Here is a 23,411-nt window from a genome sequence, read left to right as displayed (position 1 = left end):
CGGTAAGCGAACGGCATTGCCGCTACCCGCGCCGTCCATCCGACCGATGGCCGACGAATGGGAGTGGCAGCAGTCAGCCCATTGTCGCACAATGGATTCCAGCATCTTCTTCCATCCAGACAACGAGCGGGGCCGCGCTCGCAGGCAACGCGAACAACAGGCCAAACAGATCTGCTACCAATGCCCGGTGAAGGCCCCGTGCGCCGCCTTCGCCCTGCTGTCCCCTGAGCCCTATGGCACCTGGGGCGGAGTTTCCGAATCCGAACGCGTTTCTGCACTTGGCATTTCCGGCCGGACCAAACTGGCCGCCGCCAGCGGCGAATGACATCGGCCGCAAACCAACCCTCACCGTGACCACTGCGGGAAACACCAGGCGCTGCCGGAGATCGGCGTCAGGCGACGCTGACGGCCTCAGCAGTCCGCACGGGAGGCGCGGTGGCGAGCGGGGTGCGGATGTAGCGCATCCACGTCAGGGTCAGCGCGGCGACGTAGAAGGTGACGAAGACCCAGAACGCCGCGGTGGCCGAGCCACTGGACAGGTAGGACTGCCGCAGCGCCAGGTTGATGCCCACTCCCCCGAGCGCGCCGATGGCGCCCGCGAAACCGATGAGGGCACCGGACATCCCGCGGGACCAGTTCTGGCGGTCGGTCTCGCTGCCCACCAGCGAGCGACTACGGGCCTCGAAGATCGACGGGATCATCTTGTACACCGACCCATTGCCGACGCCCGATAGCACGAACAGCGCGACGAAGCCGACGATGAAGCACGTCAGCGTAGCCGCATCCACGGCCCCGCCGGTGTGGTCGTGGTAGGTCGATGCCGAAATCAGCAGCGCACCAAAGAGAATCATGCCGGTGAAGGCCGCCATGGTGACCCGGGCGCCGCCGATACGGTCGGCGAGTTTGCCGCCGTAGACCCGCGCGATCGAGCCGAGTAGTGGTCCCACGAAGGCGATCTGGGCCGCATGCAGCGCCGCCTGCGCCGCACTCTGACCACCGGCGACGAAGTTGATCTGCAGGATCTGACTGAAGGCGAAAGAGAAGCCGATGAAGGATCCGAAGGTGCCGATGTACAGGAACGCGACAGCCCAGGTGTCTGGCACGGTGAGAATGGAACGCATTGCGGTGGAATCGATTCGGTGCTGCGCGAGGTTGTTCATGAACATCGCCGCACCGACCGCCGCGACGGCCAGCAGCACCAGGTAGATCGCGCACACCCAGTAGGGCGCGCGGTTACCGGCGACGGCGATCACCAGCAGGCCCACGACCTGGATGGCCGGCACGCCGAGATTGCCTCCGCCGGCGTTGATTCCGAGCGCCCAGCCCTTGAGCCGCTGCGGGTAGAACGCGTTGATGTTGGTCATCGACGACGCGAAGTTGCCGCCACCGAGGCCGGCGAGGGCCGCGCACAACAGGTACGGCCACAACGGCAGTCCGGGGTGCGCCAGCAGCCACATGCTGCCCAGCGTCGGAATCAGGAGTACGAGCGCGGAGAAGACGGTCCAGTTGCGGCCACCGAAGGTGGCAGTCGCCATGGTGTACGGGATGCGCAGGCAGCCGCCGACGAGCGTCGCGGTGGCAGCGAGCAGGAACTTGTCACCGGCCGTGAAGCCGTACACCGACTGCGGCATGAACAGCACCATGACCGACCACATGGTCCAGATCGAGAGGCCGATATGCTCCGCGATCACCGACCACAGCAGGTTCCGCCGGGCGACGTTCTTGTTGCCGGCTGCCCAGGCAACGATGTCTTCCGGATCCCAGTCGGTGATGGTTCGCGATCGAAACATGCTGCAAATCTAGAAATTACATGTTTCCCGCAGGCGCTCAGTGATGTCCCGATCGTGAAGATTCACTCACCGATCATGCAGCAGGGCTGTGAAGAGATGCGGCTCACACCCAGCGGCTACGGGGTGGCGGTGCCTGCGGCGTCTCCCAGGCCTTCGCGTACCGACTGCTGCTGCCGCGCTGCGGATCCCGGCTCCGGTACACCACATACGGCCGCACCAAGTAGCCGATCGGGGCGCTGAACATGTGCACCAGCCGCGTGTAGGGCCAGATGGCGAAGAGCGTCAGGACGATGATGACGTGCACCTGGAAGGACAAGGGCGCCGTCGCCATCAGCTCGGGTGTCGGGTGCGGCGTGAAAAGGCTACGTAGCCAAGGTGACACCGTCTCCCGGTAGTTGTAGGCCGACACCACGTTGCCCAGAGTGTTGACCATGCCGGTCACCAGTGCACCGACCAGCAGCAGATACATGAGCTTGTCACTGATGGTGGTAGCGCCACGCACCGCCGGCACCGTGACCCGGCGGTACAGCAGGATGGCGGCCCCCGCGATCACCGCGAACCCCGCCGGCGCGCCCATGCCGATCGCCATCAGGTGGTAGGTGTGTTCGGAAATCCCGATCGCCGAGGTCCACGACTCCGGAATCAGCAGGCCGACAACGTGTCCGCCCAGCACACCGAGGATCCCGAAGTGGAACAGCGGGCTGCCCAGCCGAAGCAACCGGCTTTCGTAAATCTGCGACGACCTTGTGGTCCAACCGAATTGGTCGGTCCGGTACCGCCAGATGTGGCCCAGCACGAACGACGTGAAGGCGATGTACGGCAGCGTCATCCACAAGAGGTTGGTCATCGTCGGCCTCCGGTCATGGCCGGATCCATCATCATCGGATCCATGCCGAACGGGTCCAGACCGACGTCTTCGTCGGGTGGGCCGTCGGCGGCGAGTTCGGTGATCCGCCGACGGTCGGCGGTGTTGATCGGCGGCAAAGTCGCGAGGACCGCGGCCAGCAAGCCGGAGTACGGAGAATTACTCTCTTGCAGGGAAAGTCGCAGCAGCTCGAGCACCGGTACGTGCTCGGCCAGCAGTCGCTCACCGCGCGCCTGGTCGATGGTAGCGGCGAATTCGAGTACCAGCGGCAGGTAGTCGGGCAGCTCTTCGTCGCCGATGGTGATGTCCGCCTGCCGGTAGGCATGCTTGAACCGCAGCAGCGCCATCCCCCGCTTCCGGGTGTCACCGTAGGCGTAGTACGTCAGGTGCAGGCTGGCCCGCCGGCGCATGTCGAACGTCTCGACGTACCGGCAGGCGCGTTCGGTCGCGTCGGTCTCGCAGAAGTACCGGAGGAAGTCGGTCACCTGCGTGCGGATCGGCTCAGGCAATGTATCTGCCGCCGACGCCAATTCGTCGGTAAGTGCGCAGGTTTGAGCGGTCGGGTAGTCGAGCAACAGCGCCGTCACGCGCCACACCAAGCGCTGCTGATGGTCGGAGAGGTCGGGACCGGTCGCCGTCCGGCGCCCGATGGACAGGAGCTTCATCGGGTCGGCACCAGCCCGTCGGGGCTGCGGCCGTCCCAGTTCAGCAGGTTGACCCGCTTCGGATCATCCTTGGGCACAGCGCTGTTGGTGTCGACCAGGTGGAACTTGTCGGCCATCGTGTCGAAGGCCGTCATACCCGGACCACCGTCACCGTCGAGGCTGCAGCCGGTCGCGATCGCGTCCAGCCGGTGCGCGTCGGAGCCCGCACCGCTCGGAATGACGTACCGGTCTTGGTATTTGGCGATGGCGAGCAGTCGGTACATCGACTCGATCTCCTCGCCGGTGAGGCGCACCGACTCGGGGATGGTCTCGTCGAACTCCTCGCCGAGATTGGCCGACCGCATGTAGGCGCGCATCGCCGCCAACCGTTGCAGCGACGCCCGGACCGGCCCGACCTCACCGGCGGTGAACAGCTCGGCCAGGTACTCGATCGGGATGCGGAGGGTGTCGATGGCACCGAACAGGTTGTTCTTGTTCTCGCCGTCGTGGCCGGTCTCCTTGAGGATGTCGACGACCGGGGACAGCGGCGGGACGTACCAGACCATCGGCATGGTGCGGTATTCCGGGTGCAGCGGCAGCGCCACCTGGTAGTCGACGATCAGCCGGTACACCGGTGAATTCTGCGCGGCTTCAATCCATTCCGGCGAGATACCGGCACGCTCGGCTTCGGCGACCACGCGCGGGTCGTGCGGGTTGAGGAACACGCCGAGCTGCGACGGGTAGAGGTCCTTGTCATCGGTGACCGAGGCAGCTTCCAGCACCTTGTCGGCGTCGTAGAGCATGACGCCGATGTACCGCAACCGGCCGGTGCAGGTTTCGGAACACACGGTGGGGATGCCCACCTCGACGCGCGGGTAGCAGAACGTGCACTTCTCGGCCTTGCCGGTCTTGTGATTGAAGTAGATCTTCTTGTACGGGCAGCCGGTGACGCACTGCCGCCAGCCACGGCACTTGTCCTGATCCACCAGCACGATGCCGTCCTCGGCGCGCTTGTAGATGGCGCCCGAGGGGCACGCTGCGGCACACGCCGGATTCAAACAGTGCTCGCAAATCCGCGGCAGGTAGAACATGAAGGTCTGCTCGAATTCGAGCTTGACCTTCTGGCTGACCTCTTCGACCTTGGCCAGCAACGGATCCCGGCCCACCTGTTCAGGGCCGCCACCGAGGTCGTCATCCCAGTTGGCGCCCCAGGTGACCTTGGTGTCCTGCCCGGTGATCAGCGACTTCGGCCGCGCCACGGGTGTGGTGTCCATCAGCGGGGACGACAGCAGGTTCTCGTAGTCGTAGGTCCACGGGTCGTAGTAGTCGCTGACCGTGGGCAGGTCCGGGTTGGCGAAGATGTTCAGCAGCCGCTTGAACCGGGAGCCCGACTTCAGCGTGAGCTTGCCGCGCTTGTTGAGCGTCCAGCCGCCCTTCCAGCGTTCCTGGTCCTGGTACTGCCGCGGATATCCCTGTCCGGGACGGGTTTCCACGTTGTTGAACCAGACATACTCGACACCGCTGCGGTTGGTCCACGCCTGTTTGCAGGTGACGCTGCAGGTGTGACAGCCGATGCACTTGTCGAGGTTCATCACCATCGCAAGTTGTGCCATGACTCTCATGTCAGTACTCCACTTCTTGCGAACGGCGACGGATAGTCGTCACCTCGTCGCGCTGATTTCCCGTGGGGCCGTGGTAGTTCAGCGCAAAGGACTGCTGGGCATAGCCGCCGATCAAGTGGGTGGGCTTGATCATGATGCGGGTCAGCGCGTTGTGGATACCGCCACGCTTGCCGGTCTTTTCGGTACGCGGCACGTCCACCGCCTTGTCCTGAGCGTGGTACATGAAGACCAGACCCTCGGGCATCCGGTGGCTGACGATGGCTCGGGCATTCACCACACCGTTGCGGTTGGTGCACTCGATCCAGTCGTTGTCCTTGACCCCGATCTTGGCGGCGTCGACATCAGACATCCAGATCGCCTGTCCACCACGGGAAAGTGTCAGCATGTACAGGTTGTCCTGGTACGCCGAGTGGATCGACCACTTGGAGTGCGGGGTCAGGTAGCGCACCGTGATGGAACGACTGGTCGCGTCACCGGCTGTAGCACCCACGACGGGCTCGTCGAACAACGCCGTCATATCCAGTGGCGGGCGGAACGTCGGCAGCTGCTCGCCCATCTCGTCCATCCAGTCGTGGTCGAGATAGAAGTGCTGGCGACCGGTGAGGGTGTGCCACGGCTTGAGCCGCTCGGTGTTGATCGTGAACGGCGAGTAGCGGCGGCCACCGGTCTCCGACCCCGACCACTCGGGCGAGGTGTTGACCGGCATGGGCCGGGACTGCGTATCCGCGAACGTGATTCGCTTGCCTTCGTTCTCCGCTGCCAGGTCCACGAGTTCGGTTCCGGTGCGGCGCTGCAGGGCTTCGAAGCCTTCCACCGCGAGGCGTCCGTTGGTCGTGCCGGACAGCGCCAGGATGGCTTCGGCCGCATGGGTGTCCTTGGCCAGCGACGGCCGACCCGCGGCCACGCCACGGTCCGACACGCCGTTCATGCCGCGCAGGTACTCGACCTCCTCGTCGGGATGAGTGGTGACGCCCTTGACCGTCAGACCGAGGGTTTCCACCAGTGGGCCGAGGGCGGCCATCTTGTCGGCCAGTGCCGGATAGTCGCGTTCGACCGTCACCAGTCGGGGCATGGTCTTGCCTGGAATCGGTTCGCATTCACCGGCTTTCCAGTCCAGCACCTTGCCGCCGGGCTGGGCCGTGGCATCGGAGCTGTCGTGCTGCAGCGGCATCGCGACGATGTCTTTGCGCTTGCCGAGGTGCTTCTCGGCGAGCCAGGAGAAGCCGCGGGCAATCCGGTGGAAGGCGTCGAAGTCGGTCTTGGTCTCCCACGGCGGCGAGATCGCCGGGGAGAACGCGTGCACGAACGGGTGCATGTCGGTGCTGGACAGGTCGTGCTTCTCATACCACGTCGCGGCCGGCAGCACGATGTCCGAGTACAGCGTCGTGCTGGTGTTGCGGAAGTCCAAGGACAGCAACAGATCCAGCTTGCCCGCCGGCGCCTGGTCGCGCCAGCGCACCTCCTGCGGCCGGACCCCGTCCTCGTCGCTTGCCGCGACGTTGGAGTCGGCACCCAGCAGGTGCTTGAGGAAGTACTCGTTGCCCTTTGCCGACGAGCCCAGCAGATTGGACCGCCACACCGTGAGGCAACGCGGGAAGTTCTCCGGGGCGTCAGGGTCCTCGCAGGCGAACTGCAGATGCCCGGACTTCAGGCCGTCCAAGACATGCTGCGCCGCGTCCTTGCCGAGCCGGTCGGCCTCGTCGGCCAGATCCAGCGGATTGCGGTTGAACGTCGGGTAACTCGGCATCCAGCCCAGTCGACTGGCCAGGGCGATGTTGTCGGCCGCGGTCCGGCGCGCCAGCGTTCCCGTGGCGAGCGGTGACGTCATCGGCTCGGTGGTGAACCGGTCGTAGCGCCACTGGTCGGTGGCCAGGTACCAGAACACGGTGCCCTGCATCTGGCGCGGCGACCGCTGCCAGTCCAGCCCGAATGCCAATGTGCCCCAGCCTGTCACCGGCCGGCACTTCTCCTGGCCGACGTAGTGAGCCCAACCGCCACCGTTGACGCCCTGGCAACCGGTCAGAATCACCAGGGACAGGAACGTGCGGTAGATCTGGTCGGAGTGGAACCAGTGGTTGGTACCGGCGCCCATCAGGATCATCGAGCGCCCCTTGGAACGCTCTGCGTTGTCGGCGAATTCGCGGGCGATGCGCTCAGCGGCCTGCGCCGGCACCCCGGTGATGGCCTCCTGCCACGCCGGCGTGTACGGCTCGGTGGCGTCGTCATAGCCGGTGGGCCAGGTGCCCGGCAGGCCGTCACGGGCCACGCCGTACTGCGCCAGCATCAGGTCGAAGACCGTCGTGACACGCTGTCCCGCAACGATTCTGGTCGGCACTCCGCGCTCCAGGACACCGGGTTGGTCGGTATCGAATCGCGGTAGTGCAACGGTAGCGGCATCGTTGGCGCCACCGTGCAGCGTGAGGAGGGGGTCTATCCCCTGCAGGTCCAGGTTCCATTTCCCTTCACCGGAGGCGGTGAAGCGATGACCCAGGGACCCATTGGGCACCACCGGGGTGCCGTCGGCGTCGAGCAGGACGGGCTTGGATACCGCGGCTTCGGTGTCTGCGTACTCGCCGCCGAGATCGGCTGCGGTGAGGAACTTTCCGGGTACCAACCGTCCGTCTCGCTCGGTCAGCGAAACCAGGAACGGCAGATCGGTGTACTTCTTCACGTAGTCGGTGAAGTACGGGGTGTTCTTCTCGAGGAAGAACTCCTTGAGGATGACGTGGCCCATCGACATGGCCAGGGCGGCGTCGGTGCCAGGGTTGGCCGGCAACCATTCGTCGGCGAACTTGGTGTTGTCTGCGTAATCCGGCGACACCACAACGACTTTCTGGCCGCGGTACCGCGCCTCGGTCATGTAGTGGGCGTCGGGCGTGCGCGTCACCGGGACGTTGGAACCCCACATGATGAGGTAGCCGGCGTCGAACCAGTCGGCGGATTCGGGCACGTCGGTCTGGTCACCGAACACCTGGGGTGATGCCACCGGCAGGTCGGCGTACCAGTCGTAGAACGACAGCATCGACCCACCCATGAGCGAAATGAACCGTGCCCCAACGGCATGGCTCACCATCGACATGGCGGGAATCGGCGAGAAGCCGGCGACGCGGTCCGGGCCGTAGGTCTTGACGGTGTAGACGTGCGCAGCCGCGGCGATCTCGGCGGCCTCCCACCATTCGGCGCGTACGAAACCACCACGGCCGCGGGCAGACTTGTAGGCCTTGGCCTTCACGGGATCCTCGACGACGTCCGCCCACGCCAGCACCGGGTCCTGCAGCCGCTCCTTGGCTTCGCGGTAGAAGTCGAGCAGCAGGCCGCGGACATACGGATACCGCACGCGCGCAGGCGAATACGTGTACCAGGAGAACGACGCGCCGCGGGGGCAGCCGCGCGGCTCGTATTCGGGCTTGTCGGCGCCGATCGACGGATAGTCGGTTTGTTGTGACTCCCAGGTGATCACGCCGTCTTTGACGTAGATCTTCCACGAGCACGAGCCCGTGCAGTTGACGCCGTGGGTGGAGCGCACCACCTTGTCGTGCGCCCAACGGTCGCGATAGAAATCATCCGCCGACCGCCCACCGACCTTGTGAATGGTGCGCTGGTCACCGGAGATCTCGCCGCGGTGAAAGTACTTGGACAATCGCAGCAACGCGTCACCTGACGCCTTGTTGTCGACCCGTGGTTCGGCCACAAAGCCCTCCTTTCGAGCCGTCGGAACATGAGGCTAGAACCGGTCAGACAGCTGTCAAAAGAACGCACAGGCCCCTTTCGAGCCTGTGCGACCGCGTTAACAGCGCCGTCATGTCATGAAACAAGCGCGATCTCAGCATCGCGGTTCCTACCTGCGGCGATTTGTGGATTTGGGGCGAAAGCGAAGCAGCGGGCTGCGTCGCCGGTCACAATGCCGCAGGGTTGCGACCGGAATTCTTTTCAGCGCGGTAACAAACCGCGGCCGGTGTCCGGAACGACAGATTCCCCCGAAGGACAGACCACCGGCATTGTCACCGACGTCCTGATTCATCACACAACGCAGCAGATTCACCCTTGCATGTTCGAATATTTGTTCGAAACAATTTGCTATGGGAATCGCACCGGATCTCAACCCTCTTCTTGATCAGCTGCGTGAGGTGGTTGTCCCTGAGGACATGGCAGGGGATGACGCTTTCAACGCGATGCGGATACTGCTGATGCTCCGGGGCGTGGTTGATCATCTGGCCGCGACGGTGAGCGGGAAACTGGACCGCTTGGGCGTAGCCGCCGCGCAGGGGCGGACGACGCGGGAGCTGCTGATCAGTCTTGGTTGTGCGCCAGGTGTGGCGGAGCGGCTGGTGCGTGTCGGTACGGCATTGCCGATGCTGCCGACACTGGCCGCTCATGCCGCCGATGGGGCGGTCTCGGGTGAGCATGTCGATGCGATCGTCAAGGACATCAACCACATTCAGACACGTGCACCCGGTCCGGTGGATGCAGAAGCCCGGTTCCGGCAGGTGACCGACCTGTTGGGTCAGTTCTTCTCGGGGGCCACGCCGGCCCAGATCGGTGACCGGGCCCGCCGGTTGGGGAATCGGGTGGCCGCCGCCGGGGGTGGGTTGCCGGCGGCGGAGGACCGGTCGATCAACACCGTGGACCATCGGGTGACCAGTGACGGGCGGTTGCAGGTGCGTGCGGATCTGGATGCCGAGGTCGGTGCCAAATATGTGGCGGCGATGGAGGAGTTGTCGGCGCCGCGACCCGAGCCCGACGGCAGCGCGGATGTGCGGTCGGCGGGGCGGCGGCGTGCTGATGCGTGGGAGGCGGTGTTGGATATCGCGGCCCGCGGTGGTGACGTCGCCAGTGCGCCGCGTACGCAGTTGTTGGTGACGGTGCCTGCTGATACCCCGAATCTGGCGGAGTTGGAGTTCATGGGGCCGATCAGTGCCGGGACCCTGGGTCGGCTGACCTGCGACACCACGGTCACGACGGTGCTGGTGGACGGCGAGCAGGTGCCGCTGGATATGGGGCGGGAGAAGCGCCTGTTTCCGGCGCATCTGCGCAAAGCGTTGTACCTACGGGATCAATGCTGCATCAAATGCGGCGCACCACCGGGACGCACCCACGCCCACCACATCGTGCACTGGACCCACGATGGCGAAACCAGCCTGGCCCACAACCGACGCACCATGCGACTCGACGTGGCCGCCTAGCCAACACAGATGTGTCCTCAAACATGCTGTGCACCTTGATAACTCAATAGTGTACCTGGCCCTCATGCTCGGGCGGCGGGTGGAATTCGCATCCGCCGCGCGAACATCAAGGCCCCCGCATTCAGCAACGCCCTAGGGCGTGCCGATGAACTCGACGCCGGCGGTGATGGCCGGGCGGTGCCGCAGAATCCGGTAGTGCGCCAGCCGACCCAGACCTTTCGTGGTCTCCAGCCGCGCGTCGGGCCAGACCTGCGCGATCTCCGTGCTGGAGGAGTAGGGGCTGTCCGGATCGTCGGGGTCGTGGATGAGCAGCAGCGGCCGGTCCCCGGCATGCTCGGCCGACGCGGTGATGTCGGTGTCCAGCAGTGGCATTCCGATCCTGCGGTCCAGGCGCCGGTGCAGGCGGTCCCGGATCCGCCTGCCGAAGTTGTGCCGTTCGGCGAAAACGTCCAGATACCAAGTGAAATCGCCCATCGGCGCAAGGAACACCAACCGATGGGCCGCGGCGCCCCGCGCCGCGGCAAGCGCGGCCGCCTTCGCACCCAGCGAATGACCGATGACGGCGTGTGCCGGACCGTGCTTGGCGATGACGGCCCGCACCGCTTCCGCGCACTCGACGATGGTGGTGCGCCCCGGTGCCAGCGCCCCCGGCTCCGAGTCGTGGTGGCTGGGGAGGTCGAACGCGATGACCCGATATCCCGCCACAACAAGGGGTTTGACGAACACCGCCATGTGCGCACGGCACCCACCCCACCCGTGCACCAGGTAAACCAGCGGACCCGAGCCCCACGATTGTCCGGCGATGCGGTGCCCATCCCACGACGCTTCCAGCGGCGTGCTGTCCGGCAGACCGGGCGGCATCTTGGTGCTCAGGTCGACATCCGGCACCGTGCACCACAATTCGGTTGCCCAGCGCGCACCGATCGCCGGCGCGAAGCGCTCCAGCCACCAGAAGGCCCGGCGCACCCGCGGCGAGACCGGTGGCAGCACACTGTCGTCGGGACTCGATTCCGTTACTGCCATGCGTAAACCACCTTGGTACGAAAAATTATGTCCTGCAACGACCTTCGACGCCGGTCCACCATTACCCACAGCAGTCCCACCGGAAACAGCACACAGGCCACGGCGCGCAGCAAGGCCCGAAGCGGAGCCAGCCGTTCCCGGCGCAGACCGGTGACCCGCAGACCCATCACCACCGCGCCCACCGTACTACCCGACACCACCCAGCACCCGGTGAGATACAGCACCGAGACAACGCACGTCGCCGCCGTCGAATAGACAAAGGACAACGTCGGCACGTGGAACATGACAGGGCGAAACATGAACTCGCACAGGCGTAGTCCGCCGTAGATCAGGCCGAGCAGCGCGCCGACCACCATCAGGTCGATGACGGCAGCCACACCTCGGCTGACGATCCCGGCAGGCCGGTCACTCATCGGCGGTCCCGGCCCAGCAACCGGTCGACGAATCCGGAGATCGCATCGTCCGCCCGCTCCCCCTGTGTACGGACATCCGACATGACCTCGTTCGTCATCGTGTCGGTGGACTCCCGGATGACGGACTGCAGATCGATGCCGTCGATCACCTCGTTGGCCAGCCCGACCAGATCGACACGCTGACGCACCAGTTCGTTGAGGTCCAGCTCATCGAGGACGAGCTCGACGACCTGGGCTGCGACGTCGGCGATCAACGTCTTGATGGGCCCCAACGCGCGCTCACCGCGCGCCACCAGATCGGATTGGGTGCGTCGCAACACATCTCCGACGACCGGCAGCCGCTCCGCGCCGCGGTACACCGCGACCGCGCCGCCGGCTACCGTCGCCGCCACCCCGGCGACGAGCAGCACCGCAGAATTCTGGGGGCTGCCCGCCGGCTCGGTCACAGGGTGTCCGACGAAATTACAGCGGGGTCAGGCCGTGCTTGCGGGCAATGCGGTCGTGCTTCTGCTTGTCGCGCAACAACTTCAGCGACTTGCGCAGCAGCAGCCGGGACTCGTGCGGCTGGATGACCGCGTCGATGTAACCGCGCTCGGCCGCCGTCCACGGGATCGCCAAGTTGGCGTTGTAACCCTCGATGAAGTCTGCCTTGATCTTCAGCACCTCAGGCGCCGTCGGATCGGGGAAGCGCTTCACCAGCAGCTGCGCCGCGCCCTGCGCGCCGATCACCGCGATACGGGCAGTGGGCCAGGCGAAGTTCAGGTCAGCCGTGAGCTGCTTCGAGCCCATGACCGCATAGCCACCGCCGTAGGCCTTGCGGATCACGAACGTCACCTTCGGCACGTCGGCCTCGACGATGGCGTTGAAGAAGCGGCCACCGCGCTTGATGATGCCGCCGGTCTCCTCGGCGACACCGGGCAGCGCGCCCGGGGTGTCGACGACGAAAACCAAAGGCAGGTTGAAGGAGTCGCAGAACCGGATGAACCCGGCCGCCTTGTCGGAGGCCTCGTTACCGATCGCACCCGCCATGAACAGCGGCTGGTTGGCGATGACGCCGACCGGCCGGCCGTCGACCCGCGCGAACGCGGTGATCATCTCCGGAGCGCGCTGGTCGGCGATCTCGAAGATGTCGCCGTCGTCGAACATACGGAGCAGGATGTCGTGCATGTCGTAGCCGGCGTTGTCGGCGTCCGGCACGATCTTGTCCAGCTCGAAGTCGCTCGGGGTGAGCTCGGGCTCCAGACCCGGGTTGACGATCGGCGGAGAGTCCCAGGTGTTGGCCGGCAGGAAGCTCAGGTAGTCACGGACGTACTGGAAGGCGGCAGCTTCGTCCTCGACCACCTTGTGGATGTTGCCGCGCTGAGCCTGGACGTCCGCGCCACCGAGCTCGTCGAACGACACGTCCTCGCCGGTGACGTCCTTGATGACGTCCGGCCCGGTGATGAACATGTAGCCCTGGTCGCGCACCGCCACCAGCAGGTCGGTCTGGATCGGCGAGTACACCGCACCACCGGCGCACTTGCCCAGGATGATCGAGATCTCCGGCACAGTGCCGCGGAGCATCTCGTGCCGGCGGCCCAACTCGGCGTACCACGCCAGCGACGTCACAGCGTCCTGGATGCGGGCCCCGGCGGAGTCGTTGATGCCGATGATCGGGCAGCCGACCATGGCCACCCACTCCATGAGCTTGGCGACCTTGCGGCCGAACATCTCGCCGACCGAGCCCTGGAACACCGTCTGGTCGTGACTGAAGACCGCGACCGGGCGGCCGTCGATGGTGGCGTGGCCGGTCACCACACCGTCGCCGTACAAGGCGTTCGGGTCACCGGGCGTCTTGGCCAGCGCGCCGATCTCGAAGAAGCTGCCCGGGTCGACGAGCGCGTGGATGCGGGCGCGAGCCGAAGGGATGCCCTTCTTGTCGCGGCGCGCCTTGGCCTTCTCGTCGCCGGGATCGGCTGCCCGCTCCAGCTTTTCGCGAAGCTCGGCGAGCTTCTCAGCCGTGGTGGAAGGGCTGCGCGTTTCGGTAACTTCGGTCACGGTTCTCCTACTACTTCCCGGCCTGGATCTCGTTGATGGCTTGGCTCATGTGCGCCCCCACCTTGGCAATGTACGGCTCGTCGATCGCCTGGATGTGCTCGCCGCCGATATTCACGACCTCCAAACCGGAGGCGAACTCCCCCCAACCGCCGTCAGGCTGGCGGGTGGCGTACGCGGGTTCGAACACGATCGCGTCGTCGTGGTAGCGGTCCGCCATGTAGAGCACGACATGGCCGTCGTACGGCTGGATGTCGATGGTGTCCAGCGCGCGGTTGTCGAGATACGACGTGCGCTGGTGCTCGATGATTCCGCCAGGAATCTGCACTCCGCTCTGCGCGACGATGTCCAGCACGAACTTCACCTGGCCCTCGTCGTCGAGCTTCTCCAGTTCCTCGTACGGAATCTCTGGAACCTCGACGTTGAAGGTGCGCTCGGCGAAGCGGGCGTACCGATCCCAGCGTGCCCGCATGCCGGCCTGGGTCTTATCGATCGGCACACCGGGCCGGACACAGTCGATCAGCCCGACGTACCGGACGTCGGCGCCTGCCTGCTTGAGGCCGATCGCGCACGCGTAGGCCAGCGCCCCACCCAGCGACCAGCCGGCCAGGATGAACGGGCCCTTGTGCATCGCCAGCAGCTTGGGCACGTACTCGGCAGCGCGCTCCTCGATAGAACCCTCGACGCGCTCGACGCCGTAGACCGGGATGTCCTCCGGCAGGCGCTTCAACAGCGGCTCGTAGACCACCGTCGATCCACCGGCAGGGTGGAAGACGAACAGTGGCACCGCAGGGCCACCCTCCTTCACCGGCCGCAGCGTACGGACGAACCCGTCGACCACGCCGTCCTCCAGCTGATCACGCACGATCGTGGACAGCTGCTCGATGGTCTTGGCCGAGCGCACCTGCTCGACCGTCACGATGCCCTCGGCGCGCTCGGAGAGCCGCTCGGACAGCTTGGTGGCGATCGCATCGTCGACGGCGGGCAGTTCGTTGAAGATGCCGCCGGGCGACTTGCCGGTAACGATCGCCCACGTCGCGAAGGTGACCCGCTCAGCCGCGTCGCGCGGTGGTACGTCTGCGCCCAGCGCCTCGGTGACCGCCTCCTGCGTGAGCACCTTGGCCGCAGCCGCGGCCGCGGTCGCCTGGCTCGTTCCGGCGGGTCCCGACGGGTTGGTCGGCGGCGGCGGGACTGCCGGGCCGGAGGGGTTCGTGGGCGGTGCCGGAATCTCCAGCGCGGCAGCGGCATCCGTGGCGATCTCGACTGCCGGCTTCGCCTCGTCCTTGGCGGCGAGGGGGTGCCCGGCCTCGGCCAGCTTGGCCTCCAGCTCGGCGACGGTCGTAGCGCCACCCAGCATTTCGGCCTGCGCGGCGGCGATCTCCTCGGAGCTCTGCCCCTTCTGCGCCTCGGCGAGCTGGTCAACCTCGTCGCGGTGTTCGATCGCGTACTCGATCAGCTTCTGCACCGCATACAGGTTGGCGTCGCGGACCGCAGTCAACTGGATCGGCGGCAGGTCGAAGTCGTACTCGACGCGGTTCTTGATCCGGACCGCCATCAGCGAGTCCAGACCCAGCTCGATCAGCGGCACCTCCCACGGCAGGTCCTCGGGCTCGTAGCCCATTGCGCCACCGACGATGGCACCCAGCCGGTCGGCGATGGTCTCGCCGGAATCCGGCGACCACTTCTTGAAACCGGCAGCCAGGCCTGCGCCTGCAGTCAGATCGTCCTGCAGGATGGCGGCGTCATCTTCGACGGGTTCCGGTGCGGCAACAGCGGTTTCGGCCACCGAAGCGCCGACGGCCGCAGGCAGCGCCGTACCACCGAGAGCGACCGGCAGAGCCGCGCCGTCACCGCCGCGGCTGACGACCGCGTCGTAGACGAGGGTGAAGGACTCGCCCATGCGGGCGTGCACCTGCACCGTGCCGCCGCCGGGGTGGCGGGTCAGCGTGGTGACCAGGCGGGCACCCTCACCCGGAATGGCGCGCTGCTCGAAGGCGGTCAACCGGGCGTCCGGAAGCACCTGTGCCGCAGCGGCTTTCACCAACGCAGACAGCGCGGCAGCGTCGACCTCGCCGCGCGGGCCGTACTCCCACACGTGCTTGCCGTCCGGGGTGGCGACATGGCTACCCGGCGCGATGGCCGAGCTGTCGGCGGTGAAGTGTGCGTCCAGCCAGTGCGGCTTGCGCTTGAAGCGCGTCGGCGGGATCGGCGCGTAGTCGGTCGCCGGATCCTCGGCGGGCGAGAACAGCGTCCGGAAGTCCAGGTCATGGCCATGCACGAACAGCTGAGCCATGGCGTTGGTCATGGAGTCGACCTCGTCCTGCTTGCGGGCGAGGGTCGGGATCAGCTGACCGTCGTGCAGACCGGCCGACATGGTGGTGAGGCCAACCTGCATGAGCGCCACCGGATTCGGGGCCAGCTCCAGGAAGGTGGTGTGCCCGTTGTCGACGGCGTTGCGGATACCATGGGTGAAGTAGACGCTGTGCCGCAGCCCCTTCTTCCAGTACTCGACATCGTGGATCGGGTCGCTGCCGGCGCGCAGGAAGCTGCCCTCGTGGACCGTCGAGTAGTAGCCGGTGGCCAGTGGCTGCGGCTCGATGCCCTGGATTTCCGCCAACAGTTCGCCGAGCAGCGGGTCCATCTGCTGCGTGTGGCTGGCGCCCTTGGTCTGCATCTTGCGGGCGAACTTGCCCTCGGCTTCGGCACGGGCGATGATCGCGTCGACCTGCTCCGGCGGGCCGCCGATGACGGTCTGGGTCGGGGCGGCGTAGACGCACACCTCGAGGCCCGGGAAGTCGGCGAAGACTGTCTTGATCTCCTCGGCCGAGTACTCGACCAGTGCCATCAGGCGGATGTACTCGCCGAACAGCATGGCCTCGCCCTCACCCATGAGGTGGGCGCGCGAGCAGATCGTGCGGGTGGCGTCGGCCAGCGAGAGGCCACCTGAGAAGTACGCCGCGGCCGCTTCACCGAGCGACTGGCCAACCACCGCACCGGGTTTCGCACCGTGCGCCTTGAGCAGCTCACCGAGCGCGATCTGCAGGGCGAAGATCACCGTCTGGACGACCTCGATGGGGTATTCGCAGGTCTCGTTGGTGTAGTCGATGGCGTCATCGAGGATCAACTCGACGACCGAGTAGCCGCGCTCGTCCTGGATGTGGGCGTCGACCTTGTTGATCCACTCCGCGAAGATCGGATCGTTCAGGTACAGGCTCTTGCCCATCTTGCGGTGCTGCGCACCGAATCCGGCCAGCACCCACACCGGGCCGTTGGTGACGGGGCCGTCGGCGGCCAGCACCAGCGGGTTCTGCTTGCCCTCGGCCAGGGCGCGCAGACCCTTGACCGCTTCGTCGTGGTCGTGCGCCAGGATCACTGCGCGCGAACGGCCGTGGTTCCGCCGCGACAGCGAGCGACCGATGGACTCCAGCGAATGGGACCGGCCCGCCTCGCTGTCGATCCAGTCCGCCAGCTCAGCAGCGGCGGACTTCTTGCGCGAGGTCAGGAAGCCCGAAACCGCCAGCGGCACAATGCGCTTGACGGGCTCGGCCGCCTCGAGTTCGGTGCGTGCCGCCTCGATGAGCTCCAGCGCCCGCTCTGTCAGACCGGGAAGCTCGGGCTCGTCGTCGGTCTCGTAGCCGTAGAAATCCGCGTCGCCACGCTTGTCGTCTTCATCGTCGATGAACTCGCCGTACTCGTCCATCTTGACGCCGCCGACGTACACGGCATTGGCGTCATCCGACGACTTCTCTTCAATCACAACCTCTTTGGGCTCCGGCTCGACGAGGTCGCTGGGCAGCACCTGGCGCATGACCAGGTGTGCGTTGGCGCCACCGAAACCGAAACCGGACACCCCGGCGACGGCGTGACCGCTGTATCGCGGCCAGTCCGACAGCTCGGCGTTGACCTTGAGGTGTTCCTTGTCGAAGTCGATGTACGGGTTGGGGCCCGCGTAGTTGATCGAGGCGGGCAGCTTGTCGTGGTACAGCGCCAGCGTCATCTTCGCGACGCTCGCCGCACCCGCGGCCGACTCCAGGTGTCCCACATTGGATTTCACGGCACCCAGCAGCGCGGGCTTGTCGTCGGCGCGGCCACGACCCACGACGCGGCCGAGCGCGTCGGCCTCGATCGGGTCACCCAGGATGGTGCCGGTGCCGTGCGCCTCGATGTAGTCGACGGTCTTGGGGTCGATGCCGGCGTCCTTGTAGGCCTTGCGCAGCACCGCTTCCTGAGCGTCAGGGTTGGGGGCCAGCATGCCGTTGGAGCGGCCATCGTGGTTGATGGCCGAACCGGCGATGATGGCGAGGATCTCGTCACCGTCGCGGCGGGCGTCGGCGACGCGCTTGAGCACGACCATGCCGCCGCCCTCGGAACGGGCGTAGCCGTCGGCGTCCGAGCTGAACGACTTGATGCGGCCGTCCGGCGCCAGGACGCCGCCGACCATGTCGAAGCCGACCGTCACCATCGGGGTCACCAGGGCGTTGACGCCACCGGCCACGACGACGTCGGCCTCGCCGGAGCGCAGCGCCTTCACACCCTCGTGCATCGCGACGAGCGACGAGGAACACGCGGTGTCGATGGTCATCGACGGCCCGCGGAAGTCGAAGAAGTACGAAACCCGGTTGGCGATGATGGAGCTCGCGGTGCCGGTGATGGCGTACGGGTGCGTGATCGACGGATCGGAGACCGACAGGAAGCTGTAGTCGTTGGTCGAGCTGCCGACGAAGACGCCGACCGCCTCACCGCGCAGCGCCGACGCCGGGATGCGGGCGAATTCCAGTGCTTCCCAGGTCAATTCGAGCGCCATCCGCTGCTGCGGATCGATGTTGTCGGCTTCCATCTTGGCCAGCGCGAAGAACTCGGCGTCGAAGCCCTTGATGTCCGACAGGTACCCACCGCGGGTGCGGGCCTGGGCCACGCGTTCGGCGATCCGCGGCTCGGCCAGGAACTCTTCCCAGCGGCCCTCGGGCAGATCGGTGATGGCGTCGCGGCCTTCCAGCAGCGCCTGCCACATCTCGTCGGGGGTGTTCATGTCACCCGGGAAGCGGGTGGCCAGACCGACTACCGCGATGTTCATCGCGTCGTCGTCAGCGTCGCGGGACCAGTCCTCGGCGTTCGCGGCGGCGGTGTCCACCTCCGGCTCGCCCTCGACGATCACCTGCGCCAGCGTCTCGATGGTCGGGTGCCGGAACAGCACCGTGGCATTCAACGTGACCCCGGTGAGGTCCTCGAGATCACTGGCCATGGCCACCCCGTCGCGCGAGGAGAGGCCGAGTTCCACCAGCGGTGTGCTCTCGTCGATCGAGTCCGGCGACTGACCGGTGGCCTTCGCGACCGCGTTGCGCAGCCAGTCACGCACCTCCGGCACGGACATGCCGTTGGCGCGCGACACAGGCGCGCTGTCACCCTCCTGCGGCGAAGTGTCGAGTTCGTTCGAATTGTCTTCGGTGTCAGTCATTTTCACTGTTCACTTTCGCCGCCGGACGGGATGGTTCGGGCCCGGGATAGAGGAGTTCAGTTCAGATCGTCGGGGAACGCGTTGGCCACCTTGCCGCTGCGCAGCGTGCCGTCCAGGTAAGCCGAACGGGTGGCGCGGCGGCCGATCTTGCCGCTGGAGGTACGCGGGATGGCGCCGGCCGCGGTCAGCACCACGTCGCGCACGGTGACGCCGTGACGCACCGCGATGGCCGCGCGGATGTCGTCGATGATCGGCTGGATCTCCAACTTGTGGGCACCGGCGGCACGCTCGCCGACGATGACCAGCTGTTCGGAGGTGTCGTCTTTGTCGCGCTTGAGGCCGGCGTGCGCGTCGGCGAAGACCTCGTCGGGCAGCTGGTTGGCCGGCACCGAGAACGCCGCCACGTAGCCGACGCGCAGTGCCTTGCTGGCCTCCTGCGCCGAGTACTCGAGGTCCTGCGGGTAGTGGTTACGGCCGTCGACGATGACCAGGTCCTTGACACGGCCGGTGATGTACAGCTCGCCGTCGTGGTAGGCGCCGTAGTCGCCGGTCCGCACCCAGGTGGCGCTGTCTTCCGCACCCTCGGCGTGCGACGGGCTGGTGCGCGACTTGAGGGTGTTCTGGAAGGTCTCGATGGTCTCTTCGGGCTTGCCCCAGTAGCCGGTGCCCATGTTGGCGCCGCTGATCCAGATCTCACCGATCTGGCCGTCGGCCAGCTCGGTGGCGGTCTCGGCGTCCACGATGACGGCCCACTCGTCCACGCCGATCTTGCCGGCGCCCGCCTGGGCGACCGCCTTCGGCGAGTCGTCCGGGACCACCACGAAGGTGCCGGTGTTGAGGCAGTCGCGGTCCACCGACACGATGGTCGGCTCCGCGGCGGACGGGGTCGTCGACACCATCAGCGTGGCCTCGGCCAGGCCGTACGACGGCTTGATGGCCTTGGACGGGAAGCCGAACGGGCCGAAGGCCTCGTTGAACCGGCGCACGGTCGCGGCCGAGATCGGCTCGCTGCCGTTCAGCACGGCCTTGACGTTGGACAAATCGATGGAGCCGGGGCCTTCCTTCGGCACACCGCGGGCCGCGGCGTGATCGAAGGCGAAGTTCGGGGCCACCGAGATGACGCCGCCGGTGTCGGTGTCCTTGCGGGCCATCTCGCGAATCCAGCGCTCCGGCCGGCGCACGAAGGCCGCGGGCGTCATGAAGGTGAAGCTGTGGCCGATCATCGGCGCGATCAGCGCGGTGATCAGACCCATGTCGTGGAAGAACGGCAGCCAGGACAGGCCGCGGTCGCCTTCTTCACCCTCCAGCGAGTCGACGACCTGGACCACGTTGGTGGCCAGGTTCATGTGGGTGATCTGCACACCGGTCGGGATGCGGGTCGAGCCCGAGGTGTACTGCAGGTAGGCGACGGTGTTCTCGTCGATGTCGTCGAACGGGATCCAGGTGGCGGCGACCTCTTCGGGCACCGCGTCGACCGCGATGACGCGCGGACGCTCGTTGGCCGGGCGGCTGCGGAAGAACTTGCGCACGCCTTCGGCGGCGGCGGTGGTGGTCAGGATGGCTGACGGCTTGCAGTCGTCCAGGACGGCATGCAGGCGGCCGACGTGGCCCGGCTCGGACGGGTCGAACAGCGGCACGGCGATGCGGCCGGCGTACATGGCGCCGTACATCGCGACGAGGTAGTCCAGGTTCTGCGGGCACAGGATCGCGACACGGTCGCCGACCTCGGTGACCTGCTGCAGGCGTGCGGCCACGGCCTTGTTGCGGGCGCTGAACTGGGCCCAGTTCAGATCGCGGGCGACGCCGTCGCGCTCGGTGGAGTAGTCCAGGAACCGGAACGCCAGTCGGCCACCACGGACCTTCGCCCAGCGCTCGACGTGTCCGACGATGCTCGCGTTGTCCGGGAAGCTGATCTTCCCGTTCTTGATGAACGGGTTGTGGAACGCCATCAAAATCTCCTGTCACAGCCTGCCGCGCTGGCTACGTCGTGTGCGGCCAGTCACGCCAAATCCCGGCAAATGGTACCGGGCAGTAGCGATATGCCACCCCAAGATGCACCGGTCAATGATAAGGCCGTGCTCTTAGCTATCTCTTAATGTTAGGTGACGCGTATTCGCAGGCCAAATCACCCCACCGATTTTGTACTCGCCAGTAGCCAACCTGTGATGTCAGCCGTGTTTGGGATGCGGCGCGTTGTCCACCAACTGCTTGGCCCAGTCCAGCGTCCACTGTGTCGAGGTCTGACCGTCGAGGGTCCAGAACTGCGGGGTGTTGTACAGCGCGTGCACCGGTCCCGCGGCGCTGCCGGACAGGGTGGCGAGCGTGCTGGGCAGGTTGACGACGTTGAACGCCTCGGTCGGCGCGGCGCAGATCAGGTCGCCCTTTCCGCAGATCTCGTTGACCCGGTCGTTGAGCTCGCCGAAGCCACCTACGCGCGGTCCCGTCATGTTCAGGCCGAGCATCCCGAGCGGCAGTTCGTGCAGCGTGATCTCGGCGCCCTGCCCCGGCGGGTTCGGGCCGACGTCCTTGCCGACGTTGGGCTGGCGCCGGCCGTCGGCGATCAGCGTCACGCCGAGCACCAGGTCCTGGTCGATGGGACCGCGCCCGTTACCGATGTCACTGGCGATGTCGCCGGCGATGACCGCGCCCTGCGAGAAGCCGATGATCACGAAGCTGGTCAGTGGGCACCTGTTGTTGATGTCGGTAATCGCTTCGACGGCCTTCTTCTTGCCCTCTTCGCGGCTGTCGTTGTACGACATCTGGTTGTCCGCGGCCAGCGGGTTATGGAACTGCGCGGTGTAGGGCACCGTGTACTGGGCCAGCCGGTCGGCACCGAAATCCTGGCCGAGCGGGTTGCTCACATTCAGCAGCAGCGCGATCGGGAACGACGGCGTCGGGTTCAGCGGGTCGAGCACCCGCGACGACTCCCAGGTACCCGGGATCGAGATCAGCTGCACATCGGGGCAGTCGGCCGACTGGTAGGCCGGCCGCGGCTTGGACGGCTTCGTGGTGGGCCCTGAGGTGGGCGGCTGCGCCGACGGCGGAGTCGGTCCGGGAATCTCGCCCGGCTGACGCAGCCACACCACGATCGCGAAGGCGACCACGATGACCAGCAGTGCTACAGCGCCCGCCGCGGCGATGGCAAGGATGCGGTGGCGGCGACGCCGATTGTTGGTGGCCATGTGGTGTGAGGTTCTCCCGCTTGCAGAGTCGATCCGGTTGCGATCCGAATGTACTCAGCGCTCGTCACGTCGAGGTCACGCCGACGGGTTCCGTCGGCAAGATCACTCCGGTGAGAGCTAGCGGATGACGCTCACCAATTCGCCTGACATGGCGCCGAGCTGACCGCTCCAGCTGCCCCAGTCGTGCTGGGGGCCGTCCGGGAAGTCGAAGTGCCCGTTGTGGCCGCCGACGCTGCGGTAATGCGCGTAGAACGCCCGGTTGCTGCCCTGCGCCTGGTCGCAGTAGCCGATCATGGCCGCCGGGTCACTGCAGGTCACCGTCGACGGGCTGAACACCCAGATCCGGGTGTTGTTCTGGTTCAGCAGGCTGACGTGCACATCGGGGTCGTGCCACTTCCAGCGGCCCAGCTGCGGGGCTCCCCACATGCCGTAGGTGTCCACGCCACCGAACTCCCGCATCCCGGCGGTGATCGCGCCGTTGAACGTCGTCGACGACGGGGTCAGGAAGCCCGAGAGCGAGCCGGCGAAGCGGAACCGGTCCGGGTGGAACTCGGCCAGCGACAAAGCGGCGGTGCCGCCCTGGGCCGCACCGACCACACCGTGGCCGTTCGGGGCCAGACCCTTGGTGGCGGCCAGATAGTCCGGGAGCTCCTGGCTCAGGAAGGTCTCCCACTGCTTGGAGCCGTCCTGCTCCCAGTTGGTGTAGAAGCTGAACGCGCCACCGGCCGGGGCCACGACAGAGATGCCCTTACCGGCCAGCGTGCCCATGGCATTGCCGGCGGTGACCCAGTTGCTGACATCCGGGCCGGCATTGAAGGCATCGAGGAGAAAGACCGCGTGCGGACCGCCGGCCTGGAACGACACGGGGATATCCCGGCCCATCGCGGCAGAGGGCACCATCAATGTCTCCACACCCGCAGCGTGGGCGGTCCCGGCGCCCGTCAGCATGCCGCCGGCGAGCACCACAGCAGCCGCGGTGGCGGCCATCGTCCGGAACATCCCCCGCATTGCCTGCAGCCCCATAACCAACCTCACCTGTCGTGTGTCGTCCGAGCGTCTGAACCCGCGTTGTAGTGAACCACATCACCTCGACAGATGGTGACCGAACAATGGGAGGGAACGTTGCCAGCGGCTGGGGTGATGTGCGTCTACCTCGACACAAACGACTGGCGGCGACGACCCGTGAAGGTCGCCGCCGCC

15 protein-coding genes are annotated in these 23,411 nt (G+C 66.4%); 2 read left to right on the top strand and 13 right to left on the bottom strand.

The genetic code is table 11. The annotated features are described in order from the left end of the window. Window positions 1–16: 16 nt before the first annotated feature. Entirely contained in the window at window positions 17–325 is a 309-nt protein-coding gene (locus tag ACNO8X_RS04705) for a WhiB family transcriptional regulator (protein WP_418005780.1), read from the top strand. Between the two features lie 67 nt (window positions 326–392). Here the strand turns inward: ACNO8X_RS04705 and ACNO8X_RS04700 are convergent, their stop codons facing one another. The 5 genes from ACNO8X_RS04700 to ACNO8X_RS04680 all read right to left on the bottom strand — a co-directional run bounded on the left by ACNO8X_RS04700 (window position 393) and on the right by ACNO8X_RS04680 (window position 8,612). Further along, on the bottom strand, window positions 393–1,790 hold the full coding sequence (locus ACNO8X_RS04700) for a nitrate/nitrite transporter (RefSeq protein ID WP_418004361.1): 1,398 nt from the start codon (window positions 1,788–1,790) through the stop codon (window positions 393–395). Window positions 1,791–1,893: 103 nt separating this feature from the next. Continuing rightward, window positions 1,894–2,637, bottom strand: coding sequence for a respiratory nitrate reductase subunit gamma (gene narI, locus ACNO8X_RS04695; RefSeq protein WP_418004360.1), 744 nt, complete (start codon window positions 2,635–2,637; stop codon window positions 1,894–1,896). Beyond that, window positions 2,634–3,320: a nitrate reductase molybdenum cofactor assembly chaperone gene (gene narJ / locus ACNO8X_RS04690; RefSeq protein WP_418004359.1), complete on the bottom strand. Its 687-nt coding sequence runs from the start codon at window positions 3,318–3,320 to the stop codon at window positions 2,634–2,636. The genes narI and narJ overlap by 4 nt, the downstream gene beginning before the upstream one ends. Continuing rightward, entirely contained in the window at window positions 3,317–4,912 is a 1,596-nt protein-coding gene (narH, locus tag ACNO8X_RS04685; protein ID WP_418004358.1) for a nitrate reductase subunit beta, read from the bottom strand. The genes narJ and narH overlap by 4 nt, the downstream gene beginning before the upstream one ends. A gap of 10 nt (window positions 4,913–4,922) precedes the next feature. Continuing rightward, a complete protein-coding gene (locus tag ACNO8X_RS04680; protein ID WP_418004357.1) occupies window positions 4,923–8,612 on the bottom strand; it encodes a nitrate reductase subunit alpha in 3,690 nt (1,229 codons plus the stop codon). A gap of 388 nt (window positions 8,613–9,000) precedes the next feature. On the opposite strand from ACNO8X_RS04680, the gene ACNO8X_RS04675 reads away from it, so the two are divergent. After that, entirely contained in the window at window positions 9,001–10,104 is a 1,104-nt protein-coding gene (locus tag ACNO8X_RS04675; RefSeq protein WP_418004356.1) for a DUF222 domain-containing protein, read from the top strand. 132 nt (window positions 10,105–10,236) lie between these two features. Here ACNO8X_RS04675 and ACNO8X_RS04670 read toward each other — a convergent pair whose 3' ends face one another. From ACNO8X_RS04670 to ACNO8X_RS04635, 8 genes are all read right to left on the bottom strand, one after another. Continuing rightward, on the bottom strand, window positions 10,237–11,127 hold the full coding sequence (locus ACNO8X_RS04670) for an alpha/beta fold hydrolase (RefSeq protein WP_418004355.1): 891 nt from the start codon (window positions 11,125–11,127) through the stop codon (window positions 10,237–10,239). Continuing rightward, window positions 11,118–11,540 (bottom strand): RDD family protein, encoded by a 423-nt coding sequence (locus ACNO8X_RS04665; protein ID WP_418004354.1) that lies wholly within the window; start codon window positions 11,538–11,540, stop codon window positions 11,118–11,120. The genes ACNO8X_RS04670 and ACNO8X_RS04665 overlap by 10 nt, the downstream gene beginning before the upstream one ends. After that, window positions 11,537–11,986, bottom strand: coding sequence for a hypothetical protein (locus tag ACNO8X_RS04660; RefSeq protein ID WP_418004353.1), 450 nt, complete (start codon window positions 11,984–11,986; stop codon window positions 11,537–11,539). Before ACNO8X_RS04660 ends, ACNO8X_RS04665 begins: the two co-directional genes overlap by 4 nt. A 16-nt stretch (window positions 11,987–12,002) precedes the next feature. Continuing rightward, complete coding sequence (locus ACNO8X_RS04655) at window positions 12,003–13,577, bottom strand: acyl-CoA carboxylase subunit beta (protein WP_260935351.1); 1,575 nt, start codon at window positions 13,575–13,577, stop codon at window positions 12,003–12,005. Window positions 13,578–13,587: 10 nt separating this feature from the next. Further along, window positions 13,588–19,029, bottom strand: a complete 5,442-nt coding sequence (pks13, locus tag ACNO8X_RS04650) for a polyketide synthase Pks13 (protein WP_418004352.1) — start codon at window positions 19,027–19,029, stop codon at window positions 13,588–13,590. 56 nt (window positions 19,030–19,085) lie between these two features. After that, window positions 19,086–20,978: a long-chain-fatty-acid--AMP ligase FadD32 gene (fadD32, locus tag ACNO8X_RS04645; protein ID WP_418004351.1), complete on the bottom strand. Its 1,893-nt coding sequence runs from the start codon at window positions 20,976–20,978 to the stop codon at window positions 19,086–19,088. A 219-nt stretch (window positions 20,979–21,197) separates the two neighbouring features. Continuing rightward, complete coding sequence (locus tag ACNO8X_RS04640) at window positions 21,198–22,211, bottom strand: cutinase family protein (RefSeq protein ID WP_418004350.1); 1,014 nt, start codon at window positions 22,209–22,211, stop codon at window positions 21,198–21,200. A 117-nt stretch (window positions 22,212–22,328) separates the two neighbouring features. Continuing rightward, window positions 22,329–23,198, bottom strand: a complete 870-nt coding sequence (locus ACNO8X_RS04635; protein WP_418005779.1) for an alpha/beta hydrolase-fold protein — start codon at window positions 23,196–23,198, stop codon at window positions 22,329–22,331. Between the last annotated feature and the right edge of the window lie 213 nt (window positions 23,199–23,411).

It is taken from the genome of Mycobacterium sp. PDNC021 (assembly GCF_048282635.1).
GTDB classification, from domain to species: domain Bacteria; phylum Actinomycetota; class Actinomycetes; order Mycobacteriales; family Mycobacteriaceae; genus Mycobacterium; species Mycobacterium llatzerense.
Note: the sequence above shows the minus strand (reverse complement) of the source record. Positions and strands in the feature narration are given on the sequence as shown.

Bases quoted from the DNA above. Each gene is read 5' to 3' on its own strand.
- ACNO8X_RS04675 (WP_418004356.1), top strand. From the start codon at position 9,001: ATGGGAATCGCACCGGATCTCAACCCTCTTCTTGATCAGCTGCGTGAG.
- narH (WP_418004358.1), bottom strand. From the start codon at position 4,912: ATGGCACAACTTGCGATGGTGATGAACCTCGACAAGTGCATCGGCTGT.
- ACNO8X_RS04670 (WP_418004355.1), bottom strand. From the start codon at position 11,127: ATGGCAGTAACGGAATCGAGTCCCGACGACAGTGTGCTGCCACCGGTC.
- pks13 (WP_418004352.1), bottom strand. From the start codon at position 19,029: ATGACTGACACCGAAGACAATTCGAACGAACTCGACACTTCGCCGCAG.
- narI (WP_418004360.1), bottom strand. From the start codon at position 2,637: ATGACCAACCTCTTGTGGATGACGCTGCCGTACATCGCCTTCACGTCG.
- ACNO8X_RS04635 (WP_418005779.1), bottom strand. From the start codon at position 23,198: ATGGCCGCCACCGCGGCTGCTGTGGTGCTCGCCGGCGGCATGCTGACG.
- fadD32 (WP_418004351.1), bottom strand. From the start codon at position 20,978: ATGGCGTTCCACAACCCGTTCATCAAGAACGGGAAGATCAGCTTCCCG.
- ACNO8X_RS04640 (WP_418004350.1), bottom strand. From the start codon at position 22,211: ATGGCCACCAACAATCGGCGTCGCCGCCACCGCATCCTTGCCATCGCC.
- narJ (WP_418004359.1), bottom strand. From the start codon at position 3,320: ATGAAGCTCCTGTCCATCGGGCGCCGGACGGCGACCGGTCCCGACCTC.
- ACNO8X_RS04700 (WP_418004361.1), bottom strand. From the start codon at position 1,790: ATGTTTCGATCGCGAACCATCACCGACTGGGATCCGGAAGACATCGTT.
- ACNO8X_RS04665 (WP_418004354.1), bottom strand. From the start codon at position 11,540: ATGAGTGACCGGCCTGCCGGGATCGTCAGCCGAGGTGTGGCTGCCGTC.